Genomic DNA, 17,346 nt, shown 5'->3' on the forward strand with positions numbered 1-17,346 from the left:
CATGTTTCTTTGCTTGCAATTATTCCCTCATGAGCTAGCGCATTTCTGATTGCCTTGCCCGACACTACTTCTTGGTAATTTAACCACTGCAACCTATTTTTTGCGTCTTCAAGCTTCGTTCCAAGAGGTGTGCGAGGTCTATAGCGTGGCAGTATCTCCTGTTCGGACAACCTATCGAACACTTGGTCTAGTACTCCATACGCCAAGACGAGGGGGAGATTGAAGGCCTCCGCCGGTGGATCAGGTTCTTCAAAGAAACCCACCCCTGGGACTAGAACCTGAGAACTACGAAGGTTTATCAATCGGTGGACGACTTCCCACTGTTTTCCGACGAAAGTTAAGAAATCTTGATCATTGATCATTGGTGGTCTCAGACTCTATCAAGAGGTGGCAGACTTTTGAATTGGCGGTAGACGGACTATGATCAAATATAGGCCGCGCGTGAAGGATCTGCGCGAGTGCCGTCAGGCACAAGCTCAGGGGCGAACCACGTTTAAAGAATTATAAAGCTGACTGAGAGCTAGCGAAAGGTCAAGAATAATTTCAATCTAAATGATTGGCCCTCGATTTCATGAAAATTACAAGTGGATCGAAATTCATGGGCAATTTCTCCAAGACAGAGAATTCCTTTATAATGTTAATTTGACGCGTGCTTAAACTCCAGCTTTCGTAAAATAGGAATATCAGCTCTGCGCTTGAAAGGTTGGCGCGAATTATTCGAAAACACTGATGCTTTTGCGGTAGGGGTATCTCAAACGATTGATTGTCAATCCACTCCATTAAACCGAGTAGAGATCGCATCGGAACTTCAAGGTTTTCCAGCTCTATTTGCTTTGTCAATTCCCAAGCTTTTAATATCGCATCTTCCGCTTCTTGTTCAGCGGCTGCGCTAGAGACGGTAGATGTATTGAATAGCGAGTTGAAATCTTGTCCGGTTAATCTATTTGCAAAAACCCGCTCTACCTCAGGGCGCATCATATGATGCTTATGAATCTTTAAAAGAGCACCTTGGCCAGAGTAAGATTTCCCATTTGGAAATGCGGTACTAACACTATTTACGGCGTCTCTATATGTATTTAGCCAATTAAAAAATACATTCTGGAATTCTTGAATTCTAATGGATTTATTCTGTTTTTCCAAGGCCGAGTTTGAGTTCTTCATTTCGCGCAATGAGTTCCTCAATTCTAAGCGTTGTAGTCTCGCATTTAGAAGCACGAGAAATACGGTCGCTATCCCCACTATGGGGTTCAATAATCCCCCAAGAAAATCACCGAAAACACCCCATTCATCCTTGGTGTCGGCAAGAGTGAAGCCGAATTTTCCCGCGTAAAGTGCCAGAGCGCTCAAAGCTGCTACGGCTATTCCCCAGAAAACCCTTCTGCCGTCTCTCAGCATTTTTTCGGCGAAGAAGTTGCTGACTTCTTCGTCGGTTTGATCTTGAAGTTCTTTAATGGATGACATTATTTTCTGTAGTGGAATTTCAGTATATTTCAACGCAATATCTTCTGCGCTTACGTAGTACTCCTGCAGCACTTTCCAGTCTCGGTGACCTACCGTACAACATCCAAACCACTGAGTTGGACGCCAGTCGGGTGATTGCTTTGTGAGGTGTATCTTGGAACGTTAGAACTAATCCAAAGTCTTCCCTAGACTTGTGAAAGAGTGTGTCAAGAGAAGCACTAGAAATTTTGAACAATGGTTCGCTGGCCGGGACCATGGGGAGAAAATCAAGCAACTCGATGGGCGCTTGAAAGTAGGAGGCCGCGCTATGCCCTTCTCTTAAGCTTGTCTAACATCGCCGTCTCGCCACTCACGTCGTTTGACTTTAGGCGGAGGTCTCGCCCCCTCGCATCGTGGGTTTGATCGCGAATAACATCGCCAGCGCGACAGCTAAGTGCTTTGTGATGGATCCGTAGGCGGCGATGGCGTTCAGGTGGACTGTCTTCCACTGGGCGCCTGATTTATGCACCGAGACTTCATGCAGGTAGCGATCAAAGACATCCTGGCTAAGCTTGCCGGTGTTGAAGTCTGCCAACACCGTTCGGCGTATCTAAGTTTCACGCGCAACGGCCCATGCTTGAGCTTCGGTATTTCCTTAGGTGGGGAATTTTAGGGGAGATTCTAGGGAGCTGTCGTCAGGAAATGATGTCGAAACACAGCATTTCCTAGGGAAGTGATGCTATGGGAAACGCGACTTTTCACTATGAAAGCGCGTTATTTGGTGCCTCCGGCCGGAATCGAACCGGCACGCCTTTCGGCGCTTGATTTTGAGTCAAGTGCGTCTACCAATTCCGCCACAGAGGCCCAATAGCAGGCGCGCATCTTAGCACATGCCTTGTGTAACTGACCAGTCTAACTGACGGGTGCGGCGCGAAATCGTCGTGCCGCACCCAGACCGGGTGAACTCAGCGGGCAATGCGGTGCTGAAGCAGGCGCAGGCTGCCCACCGGGCCGATGACTTCCAGCGCATGCGGGCGCACCGCCACCGTGATGGCGCCTTCCTGGCGGCGCAGCCAGGGGCGGGGACGGTAGTAGCGGATGCTCTCGGCGTTGGCGTCGGTCTTGCGGTAGCCCAGGGCCGCCATGGCTTCGTCGAGCGTGCTGATCATGTAGTGCGCGTCGAACCGGGTCTGCATCTCGAAGCGGCCCGGGCCCAGCATGCATACGGGCAGCACACCGCCCAGCAGCGCCGGCACCACGATGTAGGGCAGGGGCGTGCCGGGGTCGATCAGGTGCAGCACCAGCATCAGCAGCGGCAGGCCGGCCAGCAGGGTCAGGGCCCAGGGCAGGGACTGGCGCCAGGTCGCGATGCGGCGCAGGTAGCCCGGCCGCTGGTGAACGCGCACTATTTCAGAAAAGGTAACGCTTTTCATGATCGTCTCCTTGCTGCGTGCTTGAGTGTCCGGGCCGGGGCCTGGCCGGGATCGTTCGGTAGGGTGGACCAAACCATTTTGACGATCACCGCCGTGCGAGGATTGACTCGGCTCAAACGGGACTCAAACGCGCCGATTGTTGGAGATAGGTTCTCATATCGCGCCCGGGGAGCGCGCACTGGTGGCGGATGCGGCCTGGGGCAGGCGAAAAAAAAGCCGCACGGCGGTCCGTGCGGCTTTCCATATGGATGAGTGTGCTCAGCGGTCGCGGCGGAACAGGCGGAAGCGTTCGTCGCGGTCCGAGGCGCGCCGGCCTTCCCACAGCGCGGCCGGATTGCGCACGCCGTACTTGCGCATCATCTCGCGGTCGTCGCGGGTCTTGACGCTGTCGCGCAGCAACACGTAGTCGCATTCGCCGCCGGCCAGGGTCTTGAAGGGCAGGCGGCCGTAGAAGGCGAGCGAAGCGCGCTGGGCCGGGGTGATGTTGGTGTCGATGCAGCCGCTGCCGCTGCCGTCGGCGCCGCTGTCGGCCGGCAGCCGCGCCGCGATCTGCTGGGCGACGCCGGCGTAGCTCTTGCTGTAGTTGAGGTCGGGCAGGAACAGGGTCATCAGGAGCACCCACAGCAGGATCAGGCCGCCCGAGGACAGCACCACCGCGCGCCACAGCACCGAGGGCTGGCGCGACAGGCGCCACTGCACCAGCATGATCCAGCCGATGCTGGCGGCGGTCGCCACCACGAAGGCGACGATGCCGACTTCAGGCTTGAAGCCGGGCACCAGCTTGAGCGCGTTCTTGGCCAGCTGGGCGGGCCAGCCGGTCAGCTTGGCGACCCAGAACAGCCACACGAAGGCGCCCAGGATGGTCAGCACCATCACCGAGAACCAGTCGATGGCGTTGATGGCGCCGCGCTTCATGGTCGGCAGGCCGAAGGCGGCCATCAGGGCCAGCGGCGGCAGCATCTTGAGGAAGTCGCCGTTCTCCGGCGCCGGGTCGCACAGCTGCAGGGCGGCCAGGGTGGCGAAGAAGAAGACCGGCAGCACGATGTGAAGGAGCTTGCGCTGGCGGCGCCAGGCCCACACGGCCCACAGCGCGAAGGGCCAGGCCGGCCAGAAGAACCAGATGCCGATGCGGAAGAAGGCCTTCAGCGAGACCAGGCTGGGCAGGCCGAGCTGCTGGCTGTTCCAGGCCAGCCAGTCGCTTACCGGCGACATGCCGTAGGGCTGGGCCAGCAGCGCCGGCAGGATCCACACCAGGGTCAGGCCAAAAGCCACGCCGAGGGCGATCGCCAGGTGGCGCAGGGTGGCCGCAACCGGCAGCTTGAGGTAGCGGGTGCAGGCGAACAGCGCCACGACCAGGGCCAGCGGCGCCAGGAAGCCGCGCGTGAGGGTCAGGGCGCCCAGCGACAGGCCGACCAGCACGGCGTTGCGGGTGCTGGTGTGCTCCACGTAGCGCACCGCGCGGTACAGGAAATAGGCCAGCAGCGCGCCCTGCAGGGTGGGCGCCAGGGTCAGGTGGCTCTGCAGCAGCAGGCCGAGGCAGCCGAGGTAGATCAGGACCGCGGTGTCGCCCAGGGTGCGGCCGTAGTCGTCCGGTTCGGGCTGGCCGCCGAAGGCCAGGCGCAGCGGCTGGGCTTCGGCGCGGCGTCCCAGGTGGAAGGCGGTGTACCAGAGCGACATGGCGCCGGTCACGAAAATGCAGATGGTCGAGACGCGCGCGGCCAGCACGTCGCCCAGGATCCAGCCGAACAGCTTGATGCACAGGGCGCCCAGCCAGAAGGCCAGCGGGCCTTCCTCGGCGTTGGCCAGGCCGGCGACGTTCGGGTACAGCCAGTCGTCCAGGCCGCCGCGCGCCATGGTCCACATGATGCCGAAGCTGCCGGCGTCTTCCTTCCACAGATCGCGGCCGATCAGCCCGGGCAGGATGTACAGCATGCCCAGGGCGAGCAGGGCCCAGCGGGGCAGCGCCAGGGTGGCGGCGGCGGGAAGGCGGACGGGTTTCATCGATCAGTCTGATGCTGGAAAATAATCGCGTAGTATAGCCGCGAAAAAAAAAGAAGCCGGAGACCGGCTTCTTTTCTGGTGCTCCGGATCGCTCCGGATCGGCGCCCGGCAATTAGCCGTTGGCGACCGCGGTCTTCGAGCCGACCGAACCGAACTTCTGGCGGAACTTCTCGACGCGGCCAGCGGTGTCGACGATCTTGTGCTTGCCGGTGTAGAACGGGTGCGATTCAGCCGAGACTTCGATCTTGACCAGCGGGTATTCCTTACCCTCGTGGGTAGCGGTTTCGCGGGTGGCGATGGTCGAACGGGTGATGAACTTGAAGTCGCAGGACACGTCGTGGAACAGGACTTCGCGGTAATCCGGATGGGTATCGGTCTTCATGGTATTGCCTTTAGATAGGTTGGTAGCCAAAAGGCACTTCGTCGGTCGTGCTGCTTCTTGACCCGATTGCCGATCACTTGCCAGGGTTGACTGAACCGGAGATTTTAATCTGAGGAGCGCAGTTCTGCAACAAAAACATGTATTGCCAGGAGGATAAATTTGCTTTAGAGATATGTTTCTCTCGACAGTGATGATAAAGTGGTAATTTTAGTTGCGGAGTTCTGCGATGCGATTCGATAGTAAGCATGCGCCTGCTGAGCGACAAAGGGCGAAACGCCTTGTGCTGTTCGTTCATGGTCTGGGTGGTAAAGCGAAGTCGACGTGGGGAGGCTTCGAAACCCTGCTGAAAAATGATCCGGAATTAAAAGAGGTGGACGTAAGTTACTTCTCCTATCCGAGTTTTCTCTTGAGGGTTCCGATCTTTGGCACCCGTTATCCGGGCGTTCCGACCCTGGCCCAGGCGCTCGCAACCCAGATCAAGCACCGATTTTCGGCGTACCAGGATATTACGCTCGTCTGCCATAGCCTTGGCGGGCTCATCGGGAAACAGTATCTTATCGATTGCATGGAAGCGGAAGAGCACTCCCAAGTAAGCTCCATTTTGCTCTATGCAGTGCCTAACAACGGCGCAGCCCTGGCTGAGCTGGCAAGCTGTATTTCGTGGCGTCATGCGCAATTGCGTCACCTATGCCGGGAATCGGACCTGGTAAGAAACATCGGTAAATCCTGGGAGCGAATGCGCGTCGAAAGCAAAGTCAAGGTGTGCTACGTGCTGGCTGCGCTCGACAAAGTGGTGCCGGAGCACAGCGCCAGAATGACGTGGAGTAATTCAAACGTGGAGGTGTTGGCCGATCGCGGGCATATCAATGTTGTAAAGCCAAGCGGAAAAGACGACCTGAGCTATCTCATCCTGAGAAACAGTATCCTTCAAGCTGGTGCTACTCCTACTGCTGCTCCTGCTCCCGCCCCTCCTGCGGAAAAGCCCAGCAAGTTCACCCAGTCTAGCGTTCCTCAGGCTGTTGCCAAGTATGACGAGAACGACGAGCATGCCGAGGTGAGAGTCGTTGCGTCCGTTTCCTTGCGAATCCAAAGGGCGGGGAAGTACCTGTTGATTCGCAACGTCCATCGTCCAGAGTCATTTGCCCCGATTGGCGGGGTGTACAAAACCCGACCCGGCGCGAAAAAAGTTCTGGATCAATTCAATTTCAGAGTCAACGCGGTGGACGACGAGATGGGGGACGATATCAGAGGATTCATCACTCAGAACTCCCTGCAAAAATTTCGTGAATGGTTCGAAGGCGGAAGTCTGCGCGAGAGCGCGGAACAATGCGCTTATCGGGAATTTCGGGAGGAGACGCTGGAAGTCGGACTGGACATACCATCGATCGAGCATCTGCATTTTCGACATATACGTTCCGTAACGGAAGGGCCTGAACCGATTAAGGCGGAAAATTATTGCCAGTTCCGTATCTTCGAAGTGTACGATCTAGATGAGTCTGCCATAGCGGACGGGGTTGTGGAGACGCTTTATCAAGCTAGTTTGCAATCGCGCGACCTGATCTGGGTCGACGCGGATGAGATCAGGCGAGGACGGGCTCGAAACCGGCAGCTCATCGCGCCCCATGCCGCATATTTTCTTGGAAAAACCCGTTATCGCGATCACGACCCGGCCATTTGACGCGAACCTGGTAAACGAAAAAGGCGGCCATCAGGCCGCCTTTCGCGCGAGGCTGCGGAGGAATTAACCGCCGCGGCGCATCATGTCGAAGAACTCGACATTGTTCTTGGTCGCGCGCATCTTGTCGAGGATGAACTCCATCGCCTCGATCTCGTCCATCGAGTACAGCAGCTTGCGCAGGATCCAGATCTTCTGCAGCTGGTCCGGCTTGATCAGGAGCTCTTCGCGGCGGGTGCCCGATTTGTTCAGGTTGATCGCCGGGTAGACGCGCTTCTCGGCCAGGCGGCGCTCCAGGTGCACTTCCATGTTGCCGGTGCCCTTGAATTCTTCGTAGATCACGTCGTCCATGCGCGAACCGGTTTCGATCAGCGCGGTCGCGACGATGGTCAGCGAGCCGCCTTCCTCGACGTTGCGGGCGGCGCCGAAGAAGCGCTTCGGACGCTGCAGCGCGTTGGCGTCGACACCGCCGGTCAGCACCTTGCCCGAGGCCGGGATCACGGTGTTGTAGGCGCGGGCCAGGCGGGTGATCGAGTCCAGCAGGATCACGACGTCCTTCTTCATCTCGACCAGGCGCTTGGCTTTTTCCAGCACCATCTCGGCGACCTGCACGTGGCGGGTGGCCGGTTCGTCGAAGGTCGAGGCGACCACTTCGCCGCGCACCGAACGCTGCATCTCGGTCACTTCTTCCGGACGTTCGTCGATCAGCAGGACGATCAGGGTCACGTCGGGGTGGTTGGCGGTGATGGCGTGCGCGATATGCTGCAGCATGACCGACTTGCCCGACTTCGGCGAGGCGACCAGCAGGCCGCGCTGGCCCTTGCCGATCGGCGAGATCAGGTCGACGATGCGGCCGGTGATGTTCTCGGCGCCGTTCATGTCGCGCTCCAGGCGCAGCGGTTCCTGCGGGTGCAGCGGGGTCAGGTTTTCGAACAGGATGCGGTGCTTCGAGGCTTCCGGCGATTCGCCGTTGACCTTGTCGACCTTGACCAGCGCGAAGTAGCGCTCGCCGTCCTTCGGGGTACGCACTTCCCCTTCGATCGAGTCACCCGTATGCAAGTTGAACCGGCGGATCTGCGACGGCGAGATGTAGATGTCGTCGGTCGAGGCCATGTAGCTGGCGTCCGGCGAACGCAGGAAGCCGAAGCCGTCCGGCAGCACCTCGAGGGCGCCGTCGCCGAAGATCTGTTCGCCGCCTTTCGCGCGCTTCTTCAGGATCGCGAACATCAGTTCCTGTTTACGCAGGCGGGCTGCGTTGTCGATGTCGAGGCCGATGGCCATCTCCAGCAGGGCGGAGACGTGCATTGCCTTCAGTTCAGATAAATGCATGTTTGTATGGGTGTCCCGTGATGGGAAAGTAAAGGTAGGGGAGGGAGCTGCGTGGCTGGTTTAATCAAGCCGGAAGGACCAGGTAGTCCTTCCGTCCAGGATGACGGTGGCGCGGGCGCGCCGCCGCCGCTTGTCTCTTTTTTTCTTAAATGTTGCTGTCGATGAATGCAGTCAGCTGGCCTTTGGCCATGGCGCCCACTTTCTGGGCAGCGGCAACACCATTCTTGAACAGGATCAGCGTCGGAATGCCGCGGATGCCGAACTTGGCCGGCACGGCCTGGTTCGCGTCGACGTCCAGCTTGGCGATCGTGACCTTGCCTTCGTATTCCTTGGCGACTTCTTCCAGGATCGGTGCAATCATCTTGCACGGGCCGCACCACTCGGCCCAGAAGTCCACCAGAACCGGGCGCTCGGACTTGAGCACGTCGGTGTCGAAGGATGCGTCGCTGATATGTTTGATGTTTTCGCTCATGGTTTCCTCAAATGAGGTAAGGATTCAATTAACGCCTGGAGACCGATCGTGCGCGATGTCTCAGCCGGCTGCCGTGCACTACACAATATATTGCTGCTACACAATGGTGGAGGCACTGTGCGCAAATATCAATATGGAGAAACGGCTAGAGGATGTCAGGCGGGGAATGAGGCGAATAATACCCCATTTTTTTAAAAAGTGTTTATCAGTTTGTACAAAACCTCAACATTCCACGGCACGCCGCAATTGCTCGGCGCCGATCGGCTTGCTGAAGGCGCCGGACACCTCCAGGCCGAGGGCGCGCGCCAGGTCGCAGGCTGCGTCGCGCAGCCCGTCGCCGAGGGCCGTCAGCACCACGACCTTGCCGCGGAAGCCCTGGCCGGCGGCGGCCTGCAGGAACTCGATGCCATCCATCTCGGGCAGCATCAGGTCGCAGATCACGACGTCGGGGCGGTGCTCGCCCAGCCGGGCCAGCGCGCGGCGCGCGTCTTCCTCGGTGGCGACATGATAGGGACCGGCCGCGGCCAGCATTTCTTCCAGCACTTCCAGCACGAACCGGTCGTCGTCGAGCACCAGCACGCGCTTGGGCGCGGCGCTTGAGTGAGCGAGATCGGCGTGGCTCATGGTCAATAAAGAACGTTGACGAAAAGGAGGGCCATTATGGCCAGGATTTTGAACAAATGGCCAGCGCTGCCGCAAATTTTCGACGCGTGACGCCTTAGACGCTGCCCGTAAAGCGCGCCAGGTGGCCTGGATGCCACATGGTGGCGACCGAGGCCACCCGCCCGGCCGAGGTGGTGCGACGGTGCAGGACCAGGCAGCAGCTGTCCACCGGCACCGCCAGCACGAGGGCCACGTCCGGCTGGGCCGGGTGGGCTTCGATGGTGTAGGTGGCGCCCTGCAGCGGGGCGGCCTGCATCAGGTGCTCGTTCGGGGTGATGAGGGTAAAGTCCTGCTCCAGGTAGGCGGGCGCGCAATCCGGGTTGACCCAGCGGTCTTCGAGCTGGATCGGGATGTCGTTCTCGAAGTGCAGGATCAGCGAGTGGAACAGGGGCGCGCCGGGCTCGAGCTCGAACTCGGCGGCCAGCTCGTCGCCGGCTTCCTCCTGGCGCAGCAGGCGCACGCTGGCGCGGTGCGCCTTGCCGCGGGCGCGGATCTCGTCGGCGATGTTGCGGATCTCGACCAAAGTCGCCTGGTATTTCTGCGGGGCGACATAGGTGCCCGAACCCTGGCGCCGCGTCAGTACCTGCTCGGCGGTGAGCTCGCGCACGGCGCGGTTGACGGTCATGCGCGACACGCCGAACTGGCGCACCAGGGCCTGCTCGGAGGGCACGAGGTCGCCTTCCTTCCAGCGTCCGGCGGCGATTTCGCCGACCAGGTAATCCTTGATGCGCTGGAAAATGGGCGTACTGTCTTGCGCGGTCTGTTCTTCCAAACTACTCTCCCGGGAGCCGATCATGACAGGCCGGGGCGGCGCTGCCGTCACCCAGGATTTTAACCGGGATTCGAAAGCAAGACCCGGAGTGCTTCCCCCGGCGCCAGGGGCTAGGATGGAGCCATTCGCTATTCGGAGCATCATCATGAACGCCGCCATGCCAACACAAGCATTCGATACCGACGAGGCGCGCTGGGACGCCGTCCAGCGCCGCGACCGCGCCGCCGACGGCTGTTTCGTGTACTCGGTGCGCAGCACCGGCGTCTACTGCCGTCCTTCCTGCCCCTCGCGTCCGGCGCGGCGCGCCAACGTCGCCTTCCATGCCGATGGCGCCGAGGCCGAGGCCGCGGGCTTCCGCGCCTGCCTGCGCTGCAAGCCGAACGAGGCGCCGCTGGCCGAGCGCCAGGCCCGGGCCGTGGCCCGTGCCTGCCGCCTGATCGAGGCATCGGAAGAAGAACCGGATCTCGACAGCCTGGCGCAAGCGGCCGGCATGAGCCGCTTCCACTTCCACCGCGTGTTCAAGGCCCACACCGGCATCACGCCCAAGGCCTATGCGGCGGCCCAGCGCGCGGCGAAGGTGCGCGCCCAGCTGCCGGAAGCGCCGAGCGTCACCGACGCCATCTACGACGCCGGCTTCGGTTCGAGCGGGCGCTTCTATGCCGCGTCCGGCGGCCTGCTCGGCATGACGCCCGGCCGCTACCGCGCGGGCGGGCAGGGCGAGACCATCCGCTTCGCGGTGGCGCAGTGCTCGCTGGGCGCGATCCTGGTGGCGGCCACCGAACGCGGCATCTGCGCGGTGCTGATCGGCGACGAACCGGAACCCCTGGTGCACGACCTGCAGGAACGCTTCCCGCGCGCCGAGCTGCTCGGCGCCGAGGCCGGCTTCGAGCAGACCGTGGCCCGCGTCATCGGCCTGGTCGAGGCGCCGCGCGTTGGACTGGACCTGCCGCTGGACGTGCGCGGCACGGCTTTCCAGCAGCGCGTCTGGCAGGCCTTGCGCGAGATCCCGGCCGGCCAGACCGTCAGCTATGCCGAACTGGCCGAGCGCGTGGGCCTGAAGGGTGGGGCGCGCGCCGTGGCCGGGGCTTGCGCCGCGAACCCGGTGGCGGTGGCGATTCCCTGCCACCGCGTGGTGCGCCTGGATGGTGCGCTGTCCGGCTACCGCTGGGGCATCGAGCGCAAGCGCGCGCTGCTGGACCGGGAGGCGGGGCAATGACGCAGGTCGACTGGGACGACGTGTCGGCGCAGCTCGACGAGCAGGGCTGCGCCCGCGTTCCCGGCCTGCTGTCGCCCGACGAATGCGGCTGGTATGCGGCGCTCTATGATCGTCCCGAAGGCTTTCGCAGCCGCGTCGTGATGGAGCGCCACGGCTTCGGGCGCGGCGAGTACCAGTATTTTTCCTATCCGCTGCCGGGCGCGCTGGACTGGCTGCGCACCCGGCTGTATCCGCCGCTGGCGCGCATCGCCAACCGCTGGCAGGCGGCTCTCGGGCAGGACCTGCGCTTCCCGGCAGCGCACGCGGACTTCCTGGCGCGCTGCCACGGCGCCGGCCAGCTGCGCCCGACGCCGCTGCTGCTGCGCTACCGCGCGGGCGACTACAACTGCCTGCACCAGGACCTGTACGGCGAGCACGTATTTCCGCTGCAGGTGGCGGTGCTGCTGTCCCGGCCCGGCGCGGACTTCGAGGGCGGCGAGTTCGTCTTGACGGAGCAGCGTCCGCGCATGCAGTCGCGCGCCGAGGTGGTGCCCTTGAGGCAGGGCGACGCCGTGGTCTTCCCCGTCAACCACCGTCCGGTGCAGGGCACGCGCGGTGTCTACCGCGTCGCCATGCGCCACGGCGTGAGCCGCCTGCGCCAGGGCAGCCGTCATACCCTGGGGATCATCTTTCACGACGCGGCCTAGGTTTACCCTATACTTCTCCGTGCCGCGCCCACGAGGCGCGGGACCCTATTTTCACGGAGAAGAACAAGCATGCGCGTGCGCCCGATTTCCCTGTTCATCGCAGCTGCCCTCGGCAGCCTCCCGGCCATGGCCGACACCGTCATCGACAACGCCAACGGCTACACCCTGAACGCCAAGGGCGAGCTGGTGCAGTTCACCGCGCTGGCCTTCGACGACCAGGGCAGGATCATCGCCGTGGGCGCCGGCGCGGAGGTGGCGGCCAAGGCGAAGAACGCACGCCGCATCGACATGGGCGGACGCACCGTGCTGCCGGGCCTGATCGACGCCCACGGCCACGTCTTCGGCCTGGGCCAGCAGCTGACCCAGCTCGACTTGTTCAGCACCACTTCGCTGCAGCAGGCGACCAAGGCCATCGGCGACTACGCGCGCGCCAACCCGAACCATGCCTGGATCCGCGGCCGCGGCTGGAACCAGGAGAACTGGAAGCTGGGCCGCTTCCCGCTGGCGTCCGAACTGGATGCCGTGGTGAGCGACCGTCCGGTATGGCTGGAGCGGGTCGACGGCCACGCCGGCTGGGCCAACAGCCGCGCCCTGGCGCTGGCCGGCATCACGAAAACGACCCCGGACCCGGTGGGCGGCAAGATCATGCGCGATGCGAACGGCGAGGCCACCGGCGTGCTGGTCGATGCGGCCCAGGAGTTGGTGGCCAAGGTGCTGCCGCAGCAGACCGAGGCCGAAGGCCGCGTGATGCTCGACCGCGCGCTGCAGGAGATGGCGCGCGTGGGCCTGACCAGCGTGCACGACGCCGGCATCGGCGTGGGCGAGGACCGCCTGTACCGCGCCTATGCGGACCAGGGCAAGCTGACCGCGCGGGTCTACGCCATGATCGGCGGCACCGACAAGGACTTCGACGAACTCGCGAAAAACGGTCCGCTCAAGGACTACGGCAAGGGCATGTACGCGCTGCGCGCGGTGAAGCTGTATTCGGACGGCGCGCTGGGCAGCCGCGGCGCGGCCCTGATCAAGCCCTACAGCGACGAGCCGCATTCGCATGGGCTGCTGTTCTTTAACACAGCGCAGATGGATGCGAAGATGACCAAGGCCATGCGCAAGGGCTACCAGGTCAACGTGCACGCCATCGGCGATGCGGGCAATCGCCAGATTCTCGACATCTACAAGAAGGAGCTGGCGGCGACGAAAAGCGCAGCGCAGCGCCACCGCATCGAGCATGCCCAGGTCGTGACCCTGGACGACATCCCGCGCTTCAAGACCCTGGGCATCATCCCATCGATGCAGCCGACCCATGCGACCTCGGACAAGAACATGGCCGAAACCCGCGTGGGCCCGGAGCGCATCAAGGGCGCCTACGCCTGGCGCAGCTTCCTGCACCAGGGCTCGAAGATCGCCTGCGGCTCGGACTTCCCGGTGGAGGCGCCGAATCCCTTCTTCGGCATCCACGCCGCGGTGACGCGCCAGGATGCGCAGGGGCAGCCGGTGGCGGGGTGGTATCCGAACCAGGCGATGTCGCTGAAGGAGGCGTTCAGGTGCTTCACGCTGGATGCGGCGTATGCGGGGCACCAGGAGAACAGTCTCGGGTCGCTTGAGGAGGGGAAGCAGGCGGACTTTATCGTGATTGATCGGGATTTGTTCAAGATGCCGACTTACGATATTCATAAGACGGGTGTGCTCGAGACGTGGGTGGCAGGGAAGCAGGTGTTCAAGAAATAATGCTGGTGGTGTGCGGCGAACTTGGGTCCCCGCCTGCGCGGGGATGACGTGCAAAGTGCGTGTCCGAAGTTGCAGTATCTGTTCTCTCGCTCTATAAACCAACGTCATCCCCGCGAAGGCGGAGACCCAAGTTTGCCCGCATACCCGCTGCCACAAAAAACAGCACAACCAGCACGCCAAAATGATTTGACTTAGTTGTATAGACAACCTAGACTTCAGTGCAGCACACAGCGCGTGCGCCTTCGCACGTGCCGACCTCGACCCCGAAGGAGCCGCCATGACCACTGAATCGCCCCGCCTCGACGACCCGCGCGTCGACCCGTCCCGCGTGATCCGCGCCCCGCGCGGCAGCGAGCTGTCCTGCAAGAGCTGGCTGACCGAAGCCGCCTACCGCATGATCCAGAACAACCTCGACGCCGAGGTCGCGGAAAACCCGCAAAGCCTGGTGGTCTACGGCGGCATCGGCCGCGCGGCCCGCAACTGGGAATGCTACGACCAGATCCTCGCCTCGCTGAAGGAACTGGACGACGACCAGACCCTCCTGATCCAGTCGGGCAAGCCGGTCGGCGTGTTCCAGACCCACCCGGACGCCCCGCGCGTGCTGCTGGCGAACTCCAACCTGGTGCCGAAATGGGCCACCTGGGAACACTTCAATGAACTCGACCGCAAGGGCCTGTTCATGTACGGCCAGATGACCGCCGGCAGCTGGATCTACATCGGCACCCAGGGCATCGTGCAGGGCACCTACGAGACCTTCGCCGAAGCCGGGCGCCAGCACTTCGGCGGCGACATGGCTGGCCGCTGGATCCTGACCGCGGGCCTGGGCGGCATGGGCGGCGCCCAGCCGCTGGCCGCGACGTTTGCGGGCGCGGTGTCGCTGAACATCGAGTGCCAGCAGAGCAGCATCGACTTCCGCCTGCGCACCCGCTACCTCGACAAGCAGGCCAAGGACATCGACGAAGCCCTGGCCATGGTCAAGGAATACACGGGCCGCCGCGAGTCGGTCTCGATCGGCCTGCTGGGCAACGCCGCCGAGATCCTGCCGGAACTGGTCCGGCGCGCGAAGAACGGCGGCCTGGTGCCGGACCTGGTCACCGACCAGACCTCGGCCCACGACCTGATCAACGGCTACCTGCCGATCGGCTGGAGCGTGGAAGAGTGGAAGGCGGCCCAGCAGAACCCGGCCGAGCACGCGCGCCTGAAGGACGCGGCGGCCAAGTCCTGCGCCGTCCACGTGCGCGCCATCCTCGACTTCAAGGCCATGGGCGCCTACGCCGTCGACTACGGCAACAACATCCGCCAGGTGGCCAAGGACGAGGGCGTCGAGGACGCCTTCGCCTTCCCGGGCTTCGTGCCGGCCTATATCCGTCCCCAGTTCTGCGAAGGCCGCGGCCCGTTCCGCTGGGTGGCGCTGTCGGGCGATCCGGAAGACATCTATAAAACCGACGCCAAGATCAAGGAGCTGTTCCCGCAGCATGCGCGCGTGCACCGCTGGCTCGACATGGCGCGCGAGCGCATCGCCTTCCAGGGCCTGCCGGCGCGGATCTGCTGGCTCGGCCTGGGCGAGCGCCACCTGGCCGGCCTGGCCTTCAACGAGATGGTGCGCACCGGCGAACTGAAAGCGCCGATCGTGATCGGCCGCGACCACCTGGACACTGGCTCGGTCGCCAGCCCGAACCGCGAGACCGAAGCGATGCGCGACGGCACCGACGCGGTCTCGGACTGGCCGCTGCTGAACGCCATGCTGAACACCGCCGGCGGCGCCACCTGGGTCTCGCTGCACCACGGCGGCGGCGTGGGCATGGGCTATTCGCAGCACTCGGGCGTGGTGATCGTGGCCGACGGCACCGAGGCCGCCGCCAAGCGCCTGGCGCGCGTGCTGGTGAACGACAGCGGCTCGGGCGTGATGCGCCATGCCGACGCCGGCTACCAAAGCGCAATCGACACGGCCAAGCGCAATGGCCTGAACCTCCCGATGATCAAGTAAGGTTGTAGACATGAACCACCACCATCACGCACTCACCCTGCAACCCGGCCAGCTGGCCTTGTCCGACCTGCGCGCCGCCTGGGCCGCGCCGGTGCAATTGACCCTGGCCGCCGAGGCCTGGGACGCGATCAAGGCCTCGGCCGCCACCGTGAAGGCCATCGTCGCCAAGGGCGACCCGGCCTACGGCATCAACACCGGCTTCGGCATCCTGGCCAAGGCCCACATCCCGCACGACCAGCTGGCGACCCTGCAGCGCAACCTGATCCTGTCGCACGCGGTGGGCACGGGCGAACTGCTGCTTGATCCCATCGTGCGCCTGATCCTCCTGACCAAGATCGGCAGCCTGGCGCGCGGCTACTCGGGCGTGCGCCCGGTGATCATCGAGACCCTGGTCAAGATGCTCAACGCCGGCATCATGCCGGCGATTCCCTCGCAAGGATCGGTCGGCGCCTCGGGCGACCTGGCGCCGCTGGCCCACATGACCCTGCCGATGCTGGGCGTGGGCCAGGTGCGCGTGAACGGCGAACTGCAGGACGCGGCGGACGCCCTGCGCGCGGCCGGCATCGAGCAGATCGAGCTGGAAGCGAAAGAGGGCCTGGCCCTGATCAACGGCACGCAAGTCTCGACCGCGCTGGCCCTGCACGGCCTGTTCATGGCCGAGCGCCTGCTGGAAGCGGGCATGGTCACGGGCGCGCTGTCGGTCGACGCCGCCCGCGGCTCGGACGCGCCTTTCGACCCGCGCATCCACGCCGTGCGCGGCCAGCCGGGCCAGATCGCCGCGGCCAACATCTACCGCCAGCTGGTGGCGGGCAGCGCCATCCGCGCCTCGCACCTGGTGGGCGACGAGCGCGTGCAGGACCCGTACAGCCTGCGCTGCCAGCCGCAGGTGATGGGCGCCGTCATGGACCTGATCGCCAACGCCGGCCGCACCCTGCTGATCGAGGCCAATGCCGTCACCGACAACCCGCTGCTGTTCGAAGGCGGCGAAATTATTTCTGGCGGGAATTTTCATGCCGAGCCGGTGGCCTTCGCCGCCGACACCCTGGCCCTGGCGATCGCCGAGATCGGCGCGCTGGCCGAGCGCCGCATCGCGCTGCTGATCGACGCCAACCTGTCCGGCCTGCCGGCCTTCCTGGTGCGCGAGCCGGGCCTGAACTCGGGCTTCATGATCGCCCACGTGACGGCGGCCGCGCTGGCCTCGGAAAACAAGTCGCATGCCCACCCCGCCAGCGTGGACAGCCTGCCGACCTCGGCCAACCAGGAAGACCACGTCAGCATGGCGACGTTCGCGGCGCGCCGTCTCGACCAGATGGCGCACAATACGGCTGTTATCGTGGCGATCGAACTGCTGGCGGCCGCCCAGGGCATCGAATTCCACCGACCGCTGACCAGTTCCGCCATCCTGGAGCAGGTGCATGCGGCGCTGCGCAAGCAGGTGGCGGCCTACGATGCCGACCGTTTCTTTGCGCCGGACATCGAGGCGGCGCGCCGCATGGTGGTCGGTGGCGAGCTGTCGGCCGCGTGCAAGGAGCTGTTCACGGTGCTGCACCCGTAATCAACAA

General features: G+C 63.0%; 15 protein-coding genes and 1 tRNA gene. 6 read left to right on the top strand and 10 right to left on the bottom strand.

The window, feature by feature from the left end:
- Positions 1 to 543: 543 nt before the first annotated feature.
- The 6 genes from KBW98_RS02085 to KBW98_RS02110 form a co-directional block, all read right to left on the bottom strand.
- Complete coding sequence (locus KBW98_RS02085) at positions 544 to 1,533, bottom strand: putative phage abortive infection protein (protein ID WP_211518431.1); 990 nt, start codon at positions 1,531 to 1,533, stop codon at positions 544 to 546.
- Positions 1,534 to 1,825: 292 nt separating this feature from the next.
- Positions 1,826 to 2,035 carry a hypothetical protein gene (locus KBW98_RS02090; protein ID WP_211518432.1) on the bottom strand — a complete coding sequence of 70 codons (210 nt, stop codon included), beginning with the start codon at positions 2,033 to 2,035 and terminating at the stop codon, positions 1,826 to 1,828.
- Positions 2,036 to 2,219: 184 nt separating this feature from the next.
- Positions 2,220 to 2,304, bottom strand: a tRNA-Leu gene (locus KBW98_RS02095).
- A 101-nt stretch (positions 2,305 to 2,405) separates the two neighbouring features.
- Entirely contained in the window at positions 2,406 to 2,873 is a 468-nt protein-coding gene (locus KBW98_RS02100; protein ID WP_211518433.1) for a hypothetical protein, read from the bottom strand.
- A gap of 258 nt (positions 2,874 to 3,131) precedes the next feature.
- The gene (locus KBW98_RS02105) at positions 3,132 to 4,874 is read right to left on the bottom strand and encodes a glycosyltransferase family 39 protein (protein WP_211518434.1); all 1,743 of its coding nucleotides are present in this window, start codon (positions 4,872 to 4,874) and stop codon (positions 3,132 to 3,134) included.
- 112 nt (positions 4,875 to 4,986) lie between these two features.
- Positions 4,987 to 5,256: a type B 50S ribosomal protein L31 gene (locus tag KBW98_RS02110; protein ID WP_211518435.1), complete on the bottom strand. Its 270-nt coding sequence runs from the start codon at positions 5,254 to 5,256 to the stop codon at positions 4,987 to 4,989.
- A gap of 226 nt (positions 5,257 to 5,482) precedes the next feature.
- Here KBW98_RS02110 and KBW98_RS02115 point away from each other — a divergent pair, with 226 nt between their 5' ends.
- Positions 5,483 to 6,934: a hypothetical protein gene (locus KBW98_RS02115; protein ID WP_211518436.1), complete on the top strand. Its 1,452-nt coding sequence runs from the start codon at positions 5,483 to 5,485 to the stop codon at positions 6,932 to 6,934.
- A 63-nt stretch (positions 6,935 to 6,997) separates the two neighbouring features.
- Here the strand turns inward: KBW98_RS02115 and rho are convergent, their stop codons facing one another.
- From rho to hutC, 4 genes are all read right to left on the bottom strand, one after another.
- A complete protein-coding gene (gene rho, locus KBW98_RS02120; RefSeq protein ID WP_211518437.1) occupies positions 6,998 to 8,260 on the bottom strand; it encodes a transcription termination factor Rho in 1,263 nt (420 codons plus the stop codon).
- A gap of 145 nt (positions 8,261 to 8,405) precedes the next feature.
- The gene (gene trxA, locus KBW98_RS02125; protein WP_211518438.1) at positions 8,406 to 8,732 is read right to left on the bottom strand and encodes a thioredoxin TrxA; all 327 of its coding nucleotides are present in this window, start codon (positions 8,730 to 8,732) and stop codon (positions 8,406 to 8,408) included.
- 222 nt (positions 8,733 to 8,954) lie between these two features.
- Positions 8,955 to 9,356, bottom strand: coding sequence for a response regulator (locus KBW98_RS02130; RefSeq protein WP_211518439.1), 402 nt, complete (start codon positions 9,354 to 9,356; stop codon positions 8,955 to 8,957).
- A gap of 94 nt (positions 9,357 to 9,450) precedes the next feature.
- Positions 9,451 to 10,191, bottom strand: coding sequence for a histidine utilization repressor (gene hutC / locus KBW98_RS02135; RefSeq protein WP_211518440.1), 741 nt, complete (start codon positions 10,189 to 10,191; stop codon positions 9,451 to 9,453).
- 133 nt (positions 10,192 to 10,324) lie between these two features.
- Between hutC and ada the strand changes: the two genes are divergently transcribed.
- The 5 genes from ada (at position 10,325) to hutH (ending at position 17,339) form a co-directional block, all read left to right on the top strand.
- Positions 10,325 to 11,383, top strand: coding sequence for a bifunctional DNA-binding transcriptional regulator/O6-methylguanine-DNA methyltransferase Ada (gene ada, locus KBW98_RS02140; protein ID WP_307727570.1), 1,059 nt, complete (start codon positions 10,325 to 10,327; stop codon positions 11,381 to 11,383).
- Positions 11,380 to 12,069 (top strand): 2OG-Fe(II) oxygenase, encoded by a 690-nt coding sequence (locus KBW98_RS02145; protein ID WP_211518442.1) that lies wholly within the window; start codon positions 11,380 to 11,382, stop codon positions 12,067 to 12,069. Before ada ends, KBW98_RS02145 begins: the two co-directional genes overlap by 4 nt.
- Positions 12,070 to 12,138: 69 nt before the next feature.
- Positions 12,139 to 13,797: an amidohydrolase gene (locus tag KBW98_RS02150; protein WP_211518443.1), complete on the top strand. Its 1,659-nt coding sequence runs from the start codon at positions 12,139 to 12,141 to the stop codon at positions 13,795 to 13,797.
- Between the two features lie 277 nt (positions 13,798 to 14,074).
- On the top strand, positions 14,075 to 15,784 hold the full coding sequence (hutU, locus tag KBW98_RS02155; protein ID WP_211518444.1) for a urocanate hydratase: 1,710 nt from the start codon (positions 14,075 to 14,077) through the stop codon (positions 15,782 to 15,784).
- 10 nt (positions 15,785 to 15,794) lie between these two features.
- Positions 15,795 to 17,339 (top strand): histidine ammonia-lyase, encoded by a 1,545-nt coding sequence (gene hutH, locus KBW98_RS02160; protein ID WP_211518445.1) that lies wholly within the window; start codon positions 15,795 to 15,797, stop codon positions 17,337 to 17,339.
- Positions 17,340 to 17,346: the final 7 nt, after the last annotated feature.

Origin of the sequence: Massilia sp. ST3, assembly GCF_018119405.1 — a bacterium.
Taxonomy (GTDB): Bacteria; Pseudomonadota; Gammaproteobacteria; order Burkholderiales; family Burkholderiaceae_D; genus Telluria.

What these genes read in the sequence shown, in the direction of transcription:
- KBW98_RS02100 (WP_211518433.1), bottom strand. Translation starts at nt 2,873, where the DNA reads ATGAAAAGCGTTACCTTTTCTGAAATAGTGCGCGTTCACCAGCGGCCG.
- KBW98_RS02105 (WP_211518434.1), bottom strand. Translation starts at nt 4,874, where the DNA reads ATGAAACCCGTCCGCCTTCCCGCCGCCGCCACCCTGGCGCTGCCCCGC.
- KBW98_RS02110 (WP_211518435.1), bottom strand. Translation starts at nt 5,256, where the DNA reads ATGAAGACCGATACCCATCCGGATTACCGCGAAGTCCTGTTCCACGAC.
- KBW98_RS02115 (WP_211518436.1), top strand. Translation starts at nt 5,483, where the DNA reads ATGCGATTCGATAGTAAGCATGCGCCTGCTGAGCGACAAAGGGCGAAA.
- rho (WP_211518437.1), bottom strand. Translation starts at nt 8,260, where the DNA reads ATGCATTTATCTGAACTGAAGGCAATGCACGTCTCCGCCCTGCTGGAG.
- trxA (WP_211518438.1), bottom strand. Translation starts at nt 8,732, where the DNA reads ATGAGCGAAAACATCAAACATATCAGCGACGCATCCTTCGACACCGAC.
- KBW98_RS02130 (WP_211518439.1), bottom strand. Translation starts at nt 9,356, where the DNA reads ATGAGCCACGCCGATCTCGCTCACTCAAGCGCCGCGCCCAAGCGCGTG.
- hutC (WP_211518440.1), bottom strand. Translation starts at nt 10,191, where the DNA reads ATGATCGGCTCCCGGGAGAGTAGTTTGGAAGAACAGACCGCGCAAGAC.
- ada (WP_307727570.1), top strand. Translation starts at nt 10,325, where the DNA reads ATGCCAACACAAGCATTCGATACCGACGAGGCGCGCTGGGACGCCGTC.
- KBW98_RS02145 (WP_211518442.1), top strand. Translation starts at nt 11,380, where the DNA reads ATGACGCAGGTCGACTGGGACGACGTGTCGGCGCAGCTCGACGAGCAG.
- KBW98_RS02150 (WP_211518443.1), top strand. Translation starts at nt 12,139, where the DNA reads ATGCGCGTGCGCCCGATTTCCCTGTTCATCGCAGCTGCCCTCGGCAGC.
- hutU (WP_211518444.1), top strand. Translation starts at nt 14,075, where the DNA reads ATGACCACTGAATCGCCCCGCCTCGACGACCCGCGCGTCGACCCGTCC.
- hutH (WP_211518445.1), top strand. Translation starts at nt 15,795, where the DNA reads ATGAACCACCACCATCACGCACTCACCCTGCAACCCGGCCAGCTGGCC.